Below are 13,857 nucleotides of genomic sequence, written 5' to 3'. Positions count from 1 at the left end.
AACCTGAGGAGTGGACTTGACCAGCTCGAATGCCCTTCGCGGCGATGCGCATTCCCGCCTGGCCGCTCACCGCGGCCTGCTCGAACGCACCAGCAGGACCACCCGGGTAGCCGGCATTCTGCGGGATGCGATCATCGACGGAACGTTCCGACCTGGGGCGCGACTCTCCGAACCCGACATCTGCGCGGCCCTCGACGTCTCCCGCAACACCGTGCGCGAGGCGTTCCAGATCCTCATCGAAGACCGGCTTGTCGCGCACGAACTCAACCGCGGCGTCTTCGTCCGCGTGCCCACCGCCGAGGACATCACCGAGCTGTACATCTGCCGGCGCGTCGTCGAATGCGCGGGTGTCAACGGCTTCGACCCCGCCACCGGCGACCTGTCCCGCGTCGCCGAAGCCCTCGACCTGGCCGACGAACGGCACGCCGTCGAGGACTGGACCGGAGTCGGCACCGCCGACATCCACTTCCACAGCGCCCTCGCCAGCCTCAACAACAGCAATCGCATCGACGAACTGATGCGCAGCGTGTGGAACGAGGCGCGGCTCGTCTTCCACGTCATGGACGACGCCCACCGATTCCACGGCCCGTACCTCACCCGCAATCACGAGATCTACGACGCGCTGAAGGCCGGCAACACCGAAGCCGCAGGTCAGCTACTCAAGACCTACCTCGAAGACGCCGAGGCGCAGATCCTGGGGGCGTACCGCCCCGTGAGCGGTTGACGAGTCCAGAGACTCGTCAACCACGCACGGGCGCGAAGCGCGAGAGCTGCGGTGAGGCTGCGAGGACACGCCTGACCCACGATGCTGCGGCGGTGACCTGCGCCTGATCGATGCCGGTGTCCACATCATGACTGTGAAAATGCGCGACCAGCTCCTCGGTCGCGAGATTGCCGTGTGCGCCCGGCGCGAACGGGCACCCGCCGTATCCGCCGACCGCGCTGTCGAAGTGTGCGATCCCCAGATGTCGTGCCGCTTGCAGGGCGGTGGTGAGTGCTTGGCCGTCGGCGTTGTGCAGGTGCAATCCGATGGTGATGTCGGGCAGTGCTTCGCGCACGGCGCCGACCGCGGTGAGCACGTGCTCGGTGGTGGCGGTGCCCAGGGTGTCGGCCAGCCCCAGGGCGCGTATCCCCATGGCTGCGAACTGTTCGGCGACTTCTACCAGACGTGTGGGTGAGACGATTCCCTCGAACGGGCAGACGAATGCGGTGGATATCCCGCCGAGGAACCGTTGCTCCGGGTAGCCGGCCACCGCCTGGGACAGGTCCTCGAGGGCCTGCGCAGCGGACTTGCCGGCGTTCGCTTGGCTGTGTGCGGAACTGGCCGATGCCGCGATGTGCACGACGGCGACTCCGGCGGCCACTGCACGGTGGACCCCGGTGGCGTTCAGTGCCAACGCGCTGACCTGTGTGGTGGCGCGGTAAGGCTGCAACCTGGCGATGAGTGCGTCGGCGTCAGCCATCTGAGGAACGCGGGTGGGCGAGACGAAGGACACGGCTTCGATCTGCCGGACTCCGGCTGCCACCAGCGCGTCGGCGATGGTGAGTTTGTCGTCGGTGGCGACGAGGACGTTCTCGTCCTGTAGACCGTCGCGCAGGACGACGTCGGTGATGGTGACGGGCATGCGAGAACCTTCTCGAGAGGGCCGGGGGTCAGAGCGAGGTGGGAACGACGATCAGGGCCCAGGCCACCAGCGGGGCGAGGAGCACGACCAGGCCGCAGTAGGCCAGGACGCTGCGTTGGAACCGTTGACGGTCTTCGACATCGGCCTCGGCCACCACGATGGATCCGTTCGTGGCGAAGGGACTGACGTCGACGACGGTGGAGGCGAAGGCCAGCGCGATGATGAATCCCAGCGCGCCGAGTTCCCCGGCGGCGAGCATGGGGGCGGCCAGCGGCAGCGCGATTCCCAGCGTGCCGATCGAGGAGCCGACCGCGGAGATGATCGCGGCGGCGTACAGCAGGATCAGCGCGGCGGCGAGAGGGGAGCCGAGGTGGGTGGCGGCGTCGCCGAGGAAGTCGAGGGTGCCGTTTTGTTTGAGCACCGTCATGTAGGTGAGCATGCCGCAAACCAGCACGACGGCCGGCCACGCCACCTTGTCTTCGATCCGGGGCATCTTCTTCGGGGCCATCAGCAGCAGAACCGTGCTGATGCAGATCGAGCTGACTCCGACGTCGACGTTGAAGGCCACCGAACCTACTGCCAGGAGCAGGATTCCGATGAGCGTCGCGACCCGTTCCCGGTTGAACGGGGTGCGGCCGATGACATCGACGTCGGGCAGGACGGCGGTCGCGGAGGCGGTGCCGGATCCCGGGCTGGGATGGGGGCGGGTCGGTGCGGCTGCGCCGGCGCCGGTGATCTCGTCACGGTCTTCGGGCAGCTCGTGGATCAGGTCGCGGCCGTAGATCGCGAACAGTACGGCGAGGAACAGGGTGTTCAGTGCGAAGGGAACGATGAACAGCAGCAGCGGATTCGCCTCGTACCCGGCGGATTTGATCAATCCGTTGACGAAGGCACCGTAGATCGTGATGGGCGAGAACGCGCAGCCCAGAGCGCCGTGGTTGATGGCCATGCCCATCAGCAGGGGGTTGATCTTCTTTTTCCCGGCCAGCCGCATCGCGATGGGGGCGAGCATGCCTGCCGCCATCGGCGATCCCAGTGCCATCAGCGCGCCGGAGAGCAGGAACATCATCCACACCAGCGCCCAGCGCCGTCCGTGGACCAGGCGTAGGGCCGATTCGACGATGATGTTGATGGTGCCGTTGGCCTTGGCGATGGCGAACAGCAAGGTGATGCCGGCGACGATCAGGAAGATGTCACCGGGAAATGCGTCGACGATGTCGTCGATCGGGATCCCCGACACCCATCCGCCGACGAGGAAGGCGCCGGCGAAGGCGAGGATGCCCATGTTGATCGGCACCTTGGTGGCGATGGTGAAGATCAGCACGAGGGCGAGGATGGAGATGGCGTAGACCATGGGACCGTGTTCTTTCCGTGCGGGGCAAACGGGAAAGGTGCGGCTGCACCAGGGAGCAGAGGGGCGACGGATGCCCGCGGGTCAGATGACGCCTGCTGTGCGCAGTGCGTTCAGACGGTCGGGCGTCAGGCCCAGCATCCGGCCCAGTACCGGCTCGGTGTCGGCACCGAGATCGGGACCCAGCCATCCGACTTTCGTTGCCTGGCCGTCGAACTGAGGTACCACGCCGGGGAAGCGCACCTCCTCGGATGAGCCGTCTTCGACGTCGACCTTGAACGGCTGGATCATCCCGCGGGCCAGATAGTGCTCGTCGGAGACGATGCGGGCAGCGTCGTAGACGTCGCTGGCCGGGACACCGGCGTCGGACAGTGCGGTGACCACGTCTCTCGTGGATCTGGTCGTCGTCCATGCCACGATCGCCTCGTCGAGATCGTCTTCCCGTAGGTAGCGTTTGGTGCCGTCGACCAGGTCGGGATCACTGGCCAGGTCCGGGCGGCCGACGGCGTTCATCAGCCTTGCGAAGACCCCGCTGGCGTTCCCGGCGATCAGAACCGAGCCGTCGGCACACGGGTAGGAGCCGCTGGGCACCACACCGGGAAGATTGCCGGCGGTTCGCTCGCGCACCATGGCATAAGCGTCGTAGTCAGCGGTCAGCGACTCCATCGCCATGAAGACCGATTCGTAGAGTGCGACATCGGCGACCTTGGGCCGCGGGTGGTCGCCGCCGCGGGCTTTGGCCAGAAGCATCATCAACGCGCTGACCGCGCCGTAGAGACCGGCGAGGGTGTCGCCCAGCGGTGCTGCCGGACGCACCGGCTCACGGTCGGGATAGCCGGTTACATAGCGCAATCCACCGAACGCCTCAGCGACGCCACCGAAGCCGGCGCGCTGCGCATAGGGGCCGTTCTGGCCGTAGCCGGAGATCCGGACCAGGACAAGGTCAGTGTTCGCTGCCTGCAACTGGTCGGGGCCGATGTTCCAGCGTTCGAGCGTGCCGGGGCGAAAGTTCTCGATCACGACATCGACCTTGGCGGCCAGGTCGAGCACCAGCTGCTGCCCCTCGGCGCTCTTCAAATCGAGCGTCACCGATCGTTTGTTGCGGGCGATGGTGCGATACATCATCGAGGTGGTGCCCCTGCTGCGACGCCAACCGCGCAGCTCGTCACCACCGTCGGGACGTTCGATCTTGATGACCTCGGCGCCGAAATCAGCCAGCAGCCGAGTCGCGAAGGGCGCTGCGATGAAGTTGCCCAGTTCCAGGACAGTGATGCCGTCGAGCGGACCTGTGGTGGCGTTGTTCATGACGCTCCGATTCCTGTCGGCGATGCGATCAACCTTCGTGATGACCCATTATTTGGGTCACTACGGCCCGAATAATGGGGCAACCATAGTGCTCCGGGTCACAGGGCGCAACGATGCATGCCGGCCGGCGCAGGTCGAGATGACAAGAAGAAGACGCACCCGCCGCGGCAAGGCGTCGCCGGGGTCAGGAGTCGAGAAGTGACTTTTCGATGCGATGAGCGGCGTCGATGGCCGAGGGACCGAGGCGGGGTCCGGGATCGTCACCGAGCCGGTGCAACGGGCCCGACACGCACACCGACGCGACGATCTCGCCGTGTATTCGTACCGGTGCACTGACCGAGCCGAGGCCGGGAACCCGCTCGGAGAGCGTCTGCCACCAGCCGCGGCGTCGCGCGACGGGGTCGTTGTCGAAATCTCCGGCCAGCACGTGACCGCTCGACCCTTCCGCCAGTGGAAATGTGGTGCCGACCGGCATGGTGGCCCGCAGTTCGTTCGACGATTCGACACTGGCGGCACACAAGCGCAGGTCACCGCGCCGGACCCACAATTGCGAGGACTCACCGGTGCTGTCGCTCAGCTCCCGAAGCACCGGCATGGCGATATCGGTCATCCCCGCCGCAGTGAAGCGATACCCGAGCCAGTATCGGCCCTCGGCATCTCGACGCAGGTAGCCATAGTGGGCGAGCTCGGCCACGAGACGTTGGGTGGTCGACTTCGACAAACCGACAGTGCGCGCAAGTTCGCTGGTGATCATCGGTCGTAACTCGACGGCGTCGATGATGGCGAACGCGCGCGACAAGACACCGACCGTCTTGCGCTGCTCGTCCGCCATGGCCCGATTCTCCCCACGAAACCACGCCCGCGAACTGCATGGTGTTGCCGCCTGTGTCAAACGATCCTAGCTTCGAGCACCAGCGACACTACGGACAACTGGTCCGGCCACCTCCCCGAGCTCGGCGGCGGCGGTGCCGATGCTTCACTCGCCCGATCACCGCCCGCCCCTACACGTCACCCGACCCACGCACAGGCGCGAAGCGCCCGTAGAAGCCCTCGATGTGCTCCCGCACCAGACCGGCGGCCTCGGCGCCGTGGCCGTCACGGAGGGCCGCGACGATGCCGCGGTGCTCGCAGCGGAGGTGGGTCGCGACCGCAGGCCAGTCGTCGAGGAGCGGAACGGCCTGCATGACGTAGCCGTGGATGGAGTCGCGGAGCGAGACCATCATCGCCTCGACGAGGACGTTGCCCGCGAGTCCGGCCATCGCGACGTGCAGGTCGGCGTCGAGCCGATGGAACGCCTCCGGGGAGAGGTCCTCGTCGTCCATCGCGTCGAGCAGGGTGTCGATGGCCGAGAAGTCGAGGTCGCAGGCCTGCCCGGCGGCTTCCTGCACCGCCCACGATTCGAGCAGCGTGCGCGTCTGGACGACGTCGCGGATCGGCAGCGTGCGCGTTGCCATGTGCAGTCGGAGGGCCGCGCCGATGGACGCGGCCGGGTCGGCGGCCACGATCGCGCCTGCGTCCGGTCCGGACCCGACGGCCGTGCGGACGATGCCCATCGCCTCGAGCACGCGCATGGCCTCGCGGACGGACGAGCGTCCGACCCCCAGTTCCTCCGCGAGCGCGCGCTCGGCGGGCAGACGACCGCCGACAGTGAGTTTGCCTGCCGCCAGATCCTGCTCGATGCGGTGCAGGACGACCTCGTGTGTGCGCACGAGCGAAGTTTACCTGGTGTGGTCTGACCACAGTGCGCTACTGTGGTCAGACCACAGCCCAGCCCGGTTGGAGTACCCGATGAAAATCGCCCTGTTCGCCACGTGCCTGGCGGATGCCCTGTTCCCCGAATCCGCCACGTCGACGGTCCGCCTGCTCGAGCGGCTCGGCCACGAGGTCGTGTTCCCGCAGAAGCAGACATGCTGCGGGCAGATGCACGTCAACACCGGCTACCAGGCCGAGGCGCTGCCGCTCGTGCGTCACCACGTGGAAGCGTTCGAGAGCGGACCGTCCTGGGACGTCGCGGTGGCGCCGTCCGGTTCCTGCGTCGGATCCGTCCGGCACCAGCACGCGATGGTCGCCCGCCGGTACGGCGACGAATCGCTCGCGACGCGCGCCGAGGACGTCGCGTCCCGGACGTACGAACTGTCGGAACTGCTCGTCGACGTCCTCGGCGTCACCGACGTCGGCGCCTACTACCCGCACCGGGTGACGTACCACCCGACGTGCCACTCGCTGCGGATGCTGCGCGTCGCCGACAAGCCGCTGCAACTGCTACGCGCGGTGCGGGGAATGACGCTGATCGAGCTCCCCGCGGCCGAATCCTGTTGCGGTTTCGGCGGAACGTTCGCGCTGAAGAACTCCGAGACATCGACCGCGATGCTCGCCGACAAGATGGGCAACGTCCTGAGCACGGGCGCCGAGGTGTGCAGCGCCGGCGACTCGTCCTGCCTGATGCACATCGGCGGCGGACTGTCCCGGCTGCGCAGCGGCGTCCGCACCGTCCACCTCGCCGAGATCCTGGCGAGCACCGAGAAGATCGGGAGCAACGCATGACCACGTTCCTCGGCTCACCCACCTTCCACGCGGGCACCGGAAACATCCGGGGCACAGAATCTTTCCCCGACGCGGCGCGGAAATCACTCGCCGACACCCAGTTGCGCGCCAATCTCGGCGCGGCCACCACCACCATCCGCAACAAGCGCATCGCCGCGGTCGCCGAGGTCGCCGACTGGGAGGAACTGCGCCGGGCAGGCAGCGCCCTGAAGGCGGACGTGATGGCGCGGCTCCCCGAACTGCTCGTGCAGTTCGAGGAGAACGTCACCGCCCGCGGCGGCACCGTCCACTGGGCACGCGACTCGGAGGAGGCGAACCGGATCATCACCGACCTCGTCCGGGCCACCGGCTCCGACGAGGTCGTGAAGGTCAAGTCGATGGCCACCCAGGAGACGGGCCTCAACGAGCACCTCGAGGAGAACGGGATCGCGGCGATCGAGACGGACCTCGCCGAACTCATCGTCCAACTCGGCGAGGACAAGCCGAGCCACATCCTCGTTCCCGCCATCCACCGCAACCGCGCCGAGATCCGCGAGATCTTCCTGAAGTCGATGCCCGGCATCGACAAGGACATCACCGACGACCCGCGGGCGCTGGCGATGGCCGCGCGGGCACACCTTCGGCGAAAGTTCCTCTCCGCCAAGGTGGCGGTCAGCGGCGCGAACTTCGGGGTCGCGGAAACCGGGACCCTCGCGGTGGTGGAGTCGGAGGGCAACGGGCGGATGTGCCTCACCCTCCCCGACACCCTCATCACCCTCATGGGCATCGAGAAACTGGTCCCGACGTTCACCGACCTCGAGGTGTTCATGCAACTGCTACCGCGGTCGTCCACCGCCGAGCGGATGAACCCGTACACCTCGATGTGGACCGGGGTGCATCCCGGCGACGGCCCGCAGAACTTCCACGTCGTCCTCCTCGACAACGGTCGCACCAACGTCCTCGCGGACGAGGTCGGACGGTCCGCTCTCCACTGCATCCGCTGCAGTGCCTGCCTGAACGTGTGCCCCGTGTACGAGCGGGCAGGCGGTCACGCGTACGGGTCGGTGTATCCGGGCCCGATCGGCGCGATCCTCAGCCCGCAACTCACCGGGACCACCGGTCACGACGACCCCAACGCGTCGCTGCCGTTCGCCTCGACGCTGTGCGGCGCCTGCTTCGACGCCTGCCCGGTGCGCATCGACATCCCCAGCATTCTCGTGCACCTGCGCGCGGAACAGGTCGATTCCGAGCGGCACGGACTTCCGGGCGGCCAGGACCTCGCGATGAAGGCCGCGGGCTTCGTGATGGGCTCGGAGAAGCGGTTCGCCGCCGCCGAGACGGCGTCCAAGGTCGGCCGGGTACTGGCCGGCAAGAAGGGACGCATCACGTCGCTGCCGTACCCGGGGTCGAAATGGACCGCGAGCCGCGACCTCCCCTCCCTGCCGAAGGAGACCTTCCGACAATGGTGGGCCCGCACTCACGAGGACACGACACGATGACCGCACGCGAAGAGATCCTGTCCCGGATCCGGTCGGCGCTCGCCGAAGCGCCTGCCCCCGAACCCGTTCCCCGCGACTACCACCGGCAACCCGCGTCCGGCCCCGGGGACGTCGAGTTCTTCGCCCACACCGTCGACGACTACCGCGCGCAGGTCCATCGCGCCGACGAGAGCACCGTTGCCGAGATCGTCACCGGGCTGATCGCGGAGGGTGCGCGCGCCGTCGTCCCACCGGACCTGCCGGAGGCGTGGCGGCCGAGACGTGACGTCGTCGTCGACGGGGCTCCCGCCGAACTGTCGACGCTCGAACTCGACGCGCTCGACGTGGTCGTCACCGGTTGCACCCTCGGGATCGCCGCCACGGGGACGATCGTGCTCGACGGCGGCGCCGGGCAGGGGCGGCGGGCGCTGACCCTCGTCCCGGATCACCACATCTGCATCGTCCGCACCGATCAGATCGTCGACACCGTGCCGCAGGCCTTCCAGACCCTCGACGCGACCAAGCCGCTGACGTTCATCAGCGGTCCCAGCGCCACCAGCGACATCGAACTCAACCGCGTCGAGGGCGTCCACGGCCCCCGGACGCTGGACGTCGTCATAGTGCGCTGACGCGCCTGTGCGTGGCTTACGAGTCCAGAGACTCGTCAACCACTCACGGGGCGCGGAGCGCCCTTGTGGCGCGGACGATCTCCGCGCCGCCGAACATCACGTCGTCGTTGTGCCCGGCCCCGGCCAGCACGACGGTTTCCACCGAGCCGAGCGCCGCATCGGCAACGCGTCGACTCTGCTCCGGTGGGACGACGACGTCGGCCGTGCCGTAGACCACGGTGGTGGGCACGTCGATGCGTGCGACGTACTCCGCGACGGGGAACCTGTCGCGCAGCAGCAGCCGGACAGGCAGGAACGGGTAGTGATGCCGGCCGACGGCGGCGAGGTCGACGAACGGCGACCGGAGCAACAGGCCCGCAGGTGGATGCTCGGTGGCGAGTTCGGTGACGACGCCGGTGCCGAGGCTTTCCCCGAAGTAGAGCAGCCGCTCCGGCGGCACGCGACGCTCGTCGACGAGGTGCCGGCGGGCCGCCCGGACGTCGAGTGCCAGTCCGTCCTCGCTGGGGTGACCGGGATTCCCGCCGAACCCGCGGTAGTCGAAGAGCAGCGTGGCGAAACCGGCGGCGGCGAGGTCCGACGCCAGCCGCGCCCGGTCGGCCCTGTTGCCGGCGTTCCCGGGGGCCACGAGGACGGTCATCAGCGGGTCCCCGCTCGCGGGTGGGACGTACCAGGCGCCGAGTTCGAGGCCGTCCGACGTGGTCAGCGTGACGTCCTCGGCCCCGGCGATCAGTCGGTCGGCGGGCGGCACCGGGGACGTGTCGGGGTAATAGATCAGTCGTCGCTGCAACACCCACACGGCGGCGATCAGCACGGCGACAACCAGGAGCGCAACGATCCCGACACGGATCATTGCCGAATCGGGGTTCCGGCCCACTCCAGCAGCTCGGCCACGGGCAGGGTGTTGATCACGTCCGTCGGTTCGACTCCGCGTTCGGCGGCGCGCTCGCAGGCATAGCCCTGCCAGGCGAGCTGACCGGTGGTGTGCGCGTCGGTGTCGATGGAGAACTTGCAGCCGCTGCTCAGTGCGAGGTCGATCAGCCGTCCCGGCGGGTCGCGCCGCTCGGGGCGGGAGTTGATCTCGACCGCGGTGCCGTACTCGCGGCACGCGTCGAACACCCGTTCCGCGTCGAACTTCGATTCGGGCCGCGGTCCTCGTGCACCCTCGACGAGCCGGCCGGTGCAGTGCCCGAGGACGTCGACGTGCGGGGACTTCACGGCCTGCAGCATCCGCTTGGTCGTCGTCGCGCGATCGGTGTCCAGGTGCGAGTGCACGCTGGCCACCACGATGTCCAGGTCGGCGAGCAGGTCGTCGTCCTGGTCGAGGGTGCCGTCGACCAGGATGTCTACCTCGATGCCGGTGAGCACGCGGAACGGCGCGAGTTCCGCGTTCAGTTCGGCGACGACGCTCAGCTGGGAGAGCAGCTGCTCCGACGACATCCCGTTCGCGACCGTCAGCCGCGGCGAATGGTCGGTGATCGCGCAGTACTCGTGGCCTAGGGCGGCCGCGCGACGCATCATCTCCCGGATCGGGCACCGGCCGTCCGACCAGTCGGAATGGGTGTGCAGGTCGCCGCGGAGCGCGTCGAGCAGTTCGGTCCCGCCGAGGCCGATCGGCTCGGCCGCATTCCGGAGGTATGTCAGGTACAGCGGCACCGACTCGGCGCACTCACGGATGATCGCGGCGGCCTCGGACCCGATGTCCGGCGGCGACACCCAGCCCCGCTCCTCCAGATCGGCCAGTTCGTCCTCGTCCGCGTACGTCAGCACGTCGGCCGCCCGCCGGAATGCGGCGATCCTCGGTGCCTCGTCACGCGAGCGCTCGAGCCAGAACGCAATTTCCCGCAGCGCTTCGACGGGGTCCATCTTTCAATGGTGCACGGCTGCCGGGCTGCTGGCTAGAAGCAATTTCTGCCAGAACTTAGGGTCACCTCGTTGTCCGCACGTTCACACACACGTTCCCTTCGTCTCGCTTACGACTTCTACGGTGCCGGAGTTGTCCACATTCGAATCGGGAGCCACGGTGAGCTTGAAACCCCTCGCACTGTTCGTCAAACACGACGGAGTGTCCTCGCGCGCATCCGTCACCTGTCAGTACAAGTGCGGAAACGCGTGCTCCCACGACGTGCCCAACACTTCGCCCGGCGAGTACTTCCGGGACATCGCCCGAACCGCCCTGTCGCGGCGCGGGATGCTGCGCGGGACGGGGATGGCCGTCCTCGCCGTCGGCGCGGGCAGTGCGCTGGCGGCCTGCTCGGACGACTCCGGCACCGGGAGCGTCTCCGGCACGGGTGGGTCGGACGGCGGCGCGCCCGCCGGAACGAACTTCGGCGCCGTCGCCCCCAACACCGAGGACACCCTCGTCGTCCCCGACGGATACGAACAGGCCGTGGTGATCCGCTGGGGCGACCCGGTGCTGCCCGGGGCTCCCGCGTTCGACTTCGACAACCAGACCGCCCAGGCGCAGGCGCAGCAGTTCGGCTTCAACAACGACTTCGCCGGACTCCTGCCGGTCGAGGGGCAGCCGAACACCTTCCTGCTGGTGGTCAACCACGAGTACACCACCGAGCCGTTCATGTTCACGGGCTACGACGCCGAGAACCCGTCGCCGGAGCAGTTCCAGACCGCGCTCGCCGCCCACGGGCTGTCGGTGGTGCAGGTGAAGGGCGAATCCGCCTCGGGCACGCTCACTCCCGAGTTCGGACCGTACAACCGGCGCATCACGGCGACCACGGAATTCGTCGTCACCGGCCCCGCCGCGGGCAGCGACTTCCTGAAGACGTCCGCCGACCCGACGGGCACGAAGGTGCTCGGCACCTTGAACAACTGTTCGGGTGGCGTCACACCGTGGGGCACGGTGCTGTCGGGGGAAGAGAACTTCAACCAGTACTTCGCGAACGCCGAACTGGTCACCGACCCCGTCGTCGCCGCACGGCTGAAGCGGTACGGCGTGGAAGGTGCTGCATCCGAGCGCAAGTGGGAACGGTTCGACAAGCGTTTCGACCTCGCCCAGGAACCGAACGAGGTCAACCGCTTCGGCTACGTCGTCGAAGTCGATCCGTGGGACGCGACGTCGGCGCCCGTCAAGCACACGGCACTGGGCCGGTTCAAGCACGAGGCCGCCACCATCCACGTCACCGACGACGGCACCGTCGTGGCGTACAGCGGCGACGACGAACGCTTCGACTACATGTACAAGTTCGTCTCCAGCCGCAAGGCGATGGACGGCAGCAGCCAGGCGGCCGTGCGCCACAACATGACGCTGCTCGACGCGGGCACCCTGTACGTCGCGAAGTTCAGCGGCAATTCGGCGGACCAGATCGACGGGTCGGGCACGCTGCCGTCGAGTGGGACGTTCGACGGCACCGGAGAGTGGATCCCGCTGCTCCGCACCGGTGAGGACGGCAAGGGGGAGTCGCTCGTCGACGGCATGAGCGCCGAAGAGGTGGCGGTGTTCACCCGTCAGGCCGGCGACAAGGTCGGTGCCACCAAGATGGACCGTCCCGAGGACTTCGAACCGAGCCCGACGACCGGCAAGGTGTACGTGGCGCTGACCAACAACACCAAGCGCGGCGTCGACGGTGCCGCGGCGGCCGACGAGGCCAACCCGCGGAACAACAACAAGAACGGTCAGGTCCTCGAACTCACCGATGACCACGCCGGCACCGCGTTCACGTGGAACCTGCTGCTCGTGTGCGGTGACCCGAAGGAGGCCGACACCTACTTCGGCGGGTTCGACAAGGAGAGCGTCAGCCCGATCTCCTGCCCCGACAACCTGGCGTTCGATCCGCACGGCAACCTGTGGATCTCCACCGACGGCAACGCGCTGAAGTCCAACGACGGCCTGTTCAGCGTCGTCCTCGACGGCCCGAACCGTGGGGAGACCAAGCAGTTCCTCACCGTGCCCAAGGGCGCCGAGACGTGCGGTCCGATCGTCGGCGAGGAACGGGTCACGGTGTGTGTGCAGCACCCGGGTGAACTGGACGACGCGAGCGCCGACAACCCGGCGTCGCACTGGCCCGACGGCGGCGACGCTCAGCCGCGTCCGGCCGTCGTGGCGGTGTGGAAGTCGGGCGGCCGGATCGGCGTCTGAGCACGTGAGTGGCAAAGTGTGCCCCGGCACGCTTTGCCACTCACGTGACGGGGGCGGGCGGGCGCCCGAGCAGCGACTCGAACATCGCGCCGCCCGCGAGGAACCCGTACCGGTCGTAGAACTCGAACATCGCGGACAACCGCGCGCGACCGTCGTCCGTCAGGTCCCGCCCGTGCCGCGACATCCACTCGTCGACGGACACCTGCTTCACCGACACCGGCCCACCCGCCCGGTCGCACAGTTCCCGGACGCTGAGGGCTTCCGGTCCGCCGAGTTCGTAGGTGGCGCCGTGGTGGATGTCCGGGCCCTCCGACAGCACTCGCGCAGCCACCCCCGCGACGTCCGCGAGCCGGACGAACGAGAACGTCGCGTCGGGACTGTAGGGCAGTTCGACGGTCGTGGCCGAGCCGTCCAGCACCGCCCCGAAATTCTCCGCGTAGGCGCAGGGCTGCAGAACGGTCCACCGGAACCCGCCGAACGTCCTGAGCACGTCCTCGCACCGCGCCTTGTCGACATGGTGGGGCATGAGCGGGGTGTACGGCCAGGCCACGGAGTGGTAGACGACGTGCTCGACCCCCGCGGACACGGCCGCCGCCAGCGCGTTTCGCAGCAGCGCCGGCTCGTCGGGGTGCACGTTGGGGGCGATGAAGTACACGCCCCGGCAACCCGACAGCGCCTCGTCCAGTCCCGCGCCCGTTTCGAGGTCGACGGCGAAGTCGCCGGGACGCCGGGCGGTGTGCACCACCCGGCGTACGTCGGCGAGCCCCTCGAGCGCCGCGACGACGGCGGTTCCGGTCTTCCCCGCGGCGCCGAGGACTGCGATCTCGGCGCCGCGGGAGGGTGACTCGGTCATCGG

13 protein-coding genes are annotated in these 13,857 nt (G+C 68.2%); 5 read left to right on the top strand and 8 right to left on the bottom strand.

Going from position 1 to position 13,857, the window contains the following annotated elements; genetic code table 11:
* The first annotated feature begins 10 nt into the window (after positions 1–10).
* Positions 11–724 carry a GntR family transcriptional regulator gene (locus tag WKC72_RS05110; RefSeq protein ID WP_037230199.1) on the top strand — a complete coding sequence of 238 codons (714 nt, stop codon included), beginning with the start codon at positions 11–13 and terminating at the stop codon, positions 722–724.
* A 16-nt stretch (positions 725–740) separates the two neighbouring features.
* Here WKC72_RS05110 and WKC72_RS05105 read toward each other — a convergent pair whose 3' ends face one another.
* The 5 genes from WKC72_RS05105 to WKC72_RS05085 all read right to left on the bottom strand — a co-directional run bounded on the left by WKC72_RS05105 (position 741) and on the right by WKC72_RS05085 (position 5,990).
* The gene (locus tag WKC72_RS05105) at positions 741–1,625 is read right to left on the bottom strand and encodes a hydroxymethylglutaryl-CoA lyase (protein WP_370181924.1); all 885 of its coding nucleotides are present in this window, start codon (positions 1,623–1,625) and stop codon (positions 741–743) included.
* Between the two features lie 28 nt (positions 1,626–1,653).
* Positions 1,654–2,979, bottom strand: a complete 1,326-nt coding sequence (locus WKC72_RS05100; RefSeq protein WP_370181923.1) for an SLC13 family permease — start codon at positions 2,977–2,979, stop codon at positions 1,654–1,656.
* Between the two features lie 81 nt (positions 2,980–3,060).
* Entirely contained in the window at positions 3,061–4,281 is a 1,221-nt protein-coding gene (locus tag WKC72_RS05095; RefSeq protein WP_370181922.1) for a CaiB/BaiF CoA transferase family protein, read from the bottom strand.
* 184 nt (positions 4,282–4,465) lie between these two features.
* Positions 4,466–5,113 carry an IclR family transcriptional regulator gene (locus WKC72_RS05090; RefSeq protein ID WP_037230209.1) on the bottom strand — a complete coding sequence of 216 codons (648 nt, stop codon included), beginning with the start codon at positions 5,111–5,113 and terminating at the stop codon, positions 4,466–4,468.
* A gap of 169 nt (positions 5,114–5,282) precedes the next feature.
* Complete coding sequence (locus WKC72_RS05085; protein ID WP_128640634.1) at positions 5,283–5,990, bottom strand: FadR/GntR family transcriptional regulator; 708 nt, start codon at positions 5,988–5,990, stop codon at positions 5,283–5,285.
* Between the two features lie 79 nt (positions 5,991–6,069).
* Between WKC72_RS05085 and WKC72_RS05080 the strand changes: the two genes are divergently transcribed.
* From WKC72_RS05080 to WKC72_RS05070, 3 genes are read left to right on the top strand one after another with little or no spacing between them, the layout of a single operon-like run.
* On the top strand, positions 6,070–6,825 hold the full coding sequence (locus WKC72_RS05080) for a (Fe-S)-binding protein (RefSeq protein ID WP_112299962.1): 756 nt from the start codon (positions 6,070–6,072) through the stop codon (positions 6,823–6,825).
* Complete coding sequence (locus tag WKC72_RS05075) at positions 6,822–8,303, top strand: LutB/LldF family L-lactate oxidation iron-sulfur protein (RefSeq protein ID WP_370181921.1); 1,482 nt, start codon at positions 6,822–6,824, stop codon at positions 8,301–8,303. The genes WKC72_RS05080 and WKC72_RS05075 overlap by 4 nt, the downstream gene beginning before the upstream one ends.
* Positions 8,300–8,911: a lactate utilization protein C gene (locus WKC72_RS05070; protein ID WP_370181920.1), complete on the top strand. Its 612-nt coding sequence runs from the start codon at positions 8,300–8,302 to the stop codon at positions 8,909–8,911. Before WKC72_RS05075 ends, WKC72_RS05070 begins: the two co-directional genes overlap by 4 nt.
* 43 nt (positions 8,912–8,954) lie before the next feature.
* Here WKC72_RS05070 and WKC72_RS05065 read toward each other — a convergent pair whose 3' ends face one another.
* Positions 8,955–9,761: an alpha/beta hydrolase gene (locus WKC72_RS05065; protein WP_370181919.1), complete on the bottom strand. Its 807-nt coding sequence runs from the start codon at positions 9,759–9,761 to the stop codon at positions 8,955–8,957.
* Positions 9,758–10,774 carry a PHP domain-containing protein gene (locus tag WKC72_RS05060; RefSeq protein WP_037230223.1) on the bottom strand — a complete coding sequence of 339 codons (1,017 nt, stop codon included), beginning with the start codon at positions 10,772–10,774 and terminating at the stop codon, positions 9,758–9,760. The genes WKC72_RS05065 and WKC72_RS05060 overlap by 4 nt, the downstream gene beginning before the upstream one ends.
* Before the next feature lie 157 nt (positions 10,775–10,931).
* Between WKC72_RS05060 and WKC72_RS05055 the strand changes: the two genes are divergently transcribed.
* Positions 10,932–13,001, top strand: coding sequence for a PhoX family phosphatase (locus tag WKC72_RS05055; protein ID WP_370181918.1), 2,070 nt, complete (start codon positions 10,932–10,934; stop codon positions 12,999–13,001).
* A gap of 40 nt (positions 13,002–13,041) precedes the next feature.
* On the opposite strand, the gene WKC72_RS05050 is transcribed toward WKC72_RS05055, so the two are convergent.
* A complete protein-coding gene (locus WKC72_RS05050; RefSeq protein WP_370181917.1) occupies positions 13,042–13,854 on the bottom strand; it encodes an NmrA family NAD(P)-binding protein in 813 nt (270 codons plus the stop codon).
* Positions 13,855–13,857 lie beyond the last annotated feature (3 nt).

The organism is Rhodococcus wratislaviensis, from assembly GCF_041228765.1.
Lineage (GTDB): Bacteria > Actinomycetota > Actinomycetes > Mycobacteriales > Mycobacteriaceae > Rhodococcus_F > Rhodococcus_F wratislaviensis.
The sequence above is the reverse complement of the archived record's forward strand: the minus strand, read 5'-3'. Positions and strand labels throughout refer to the sequence as shown.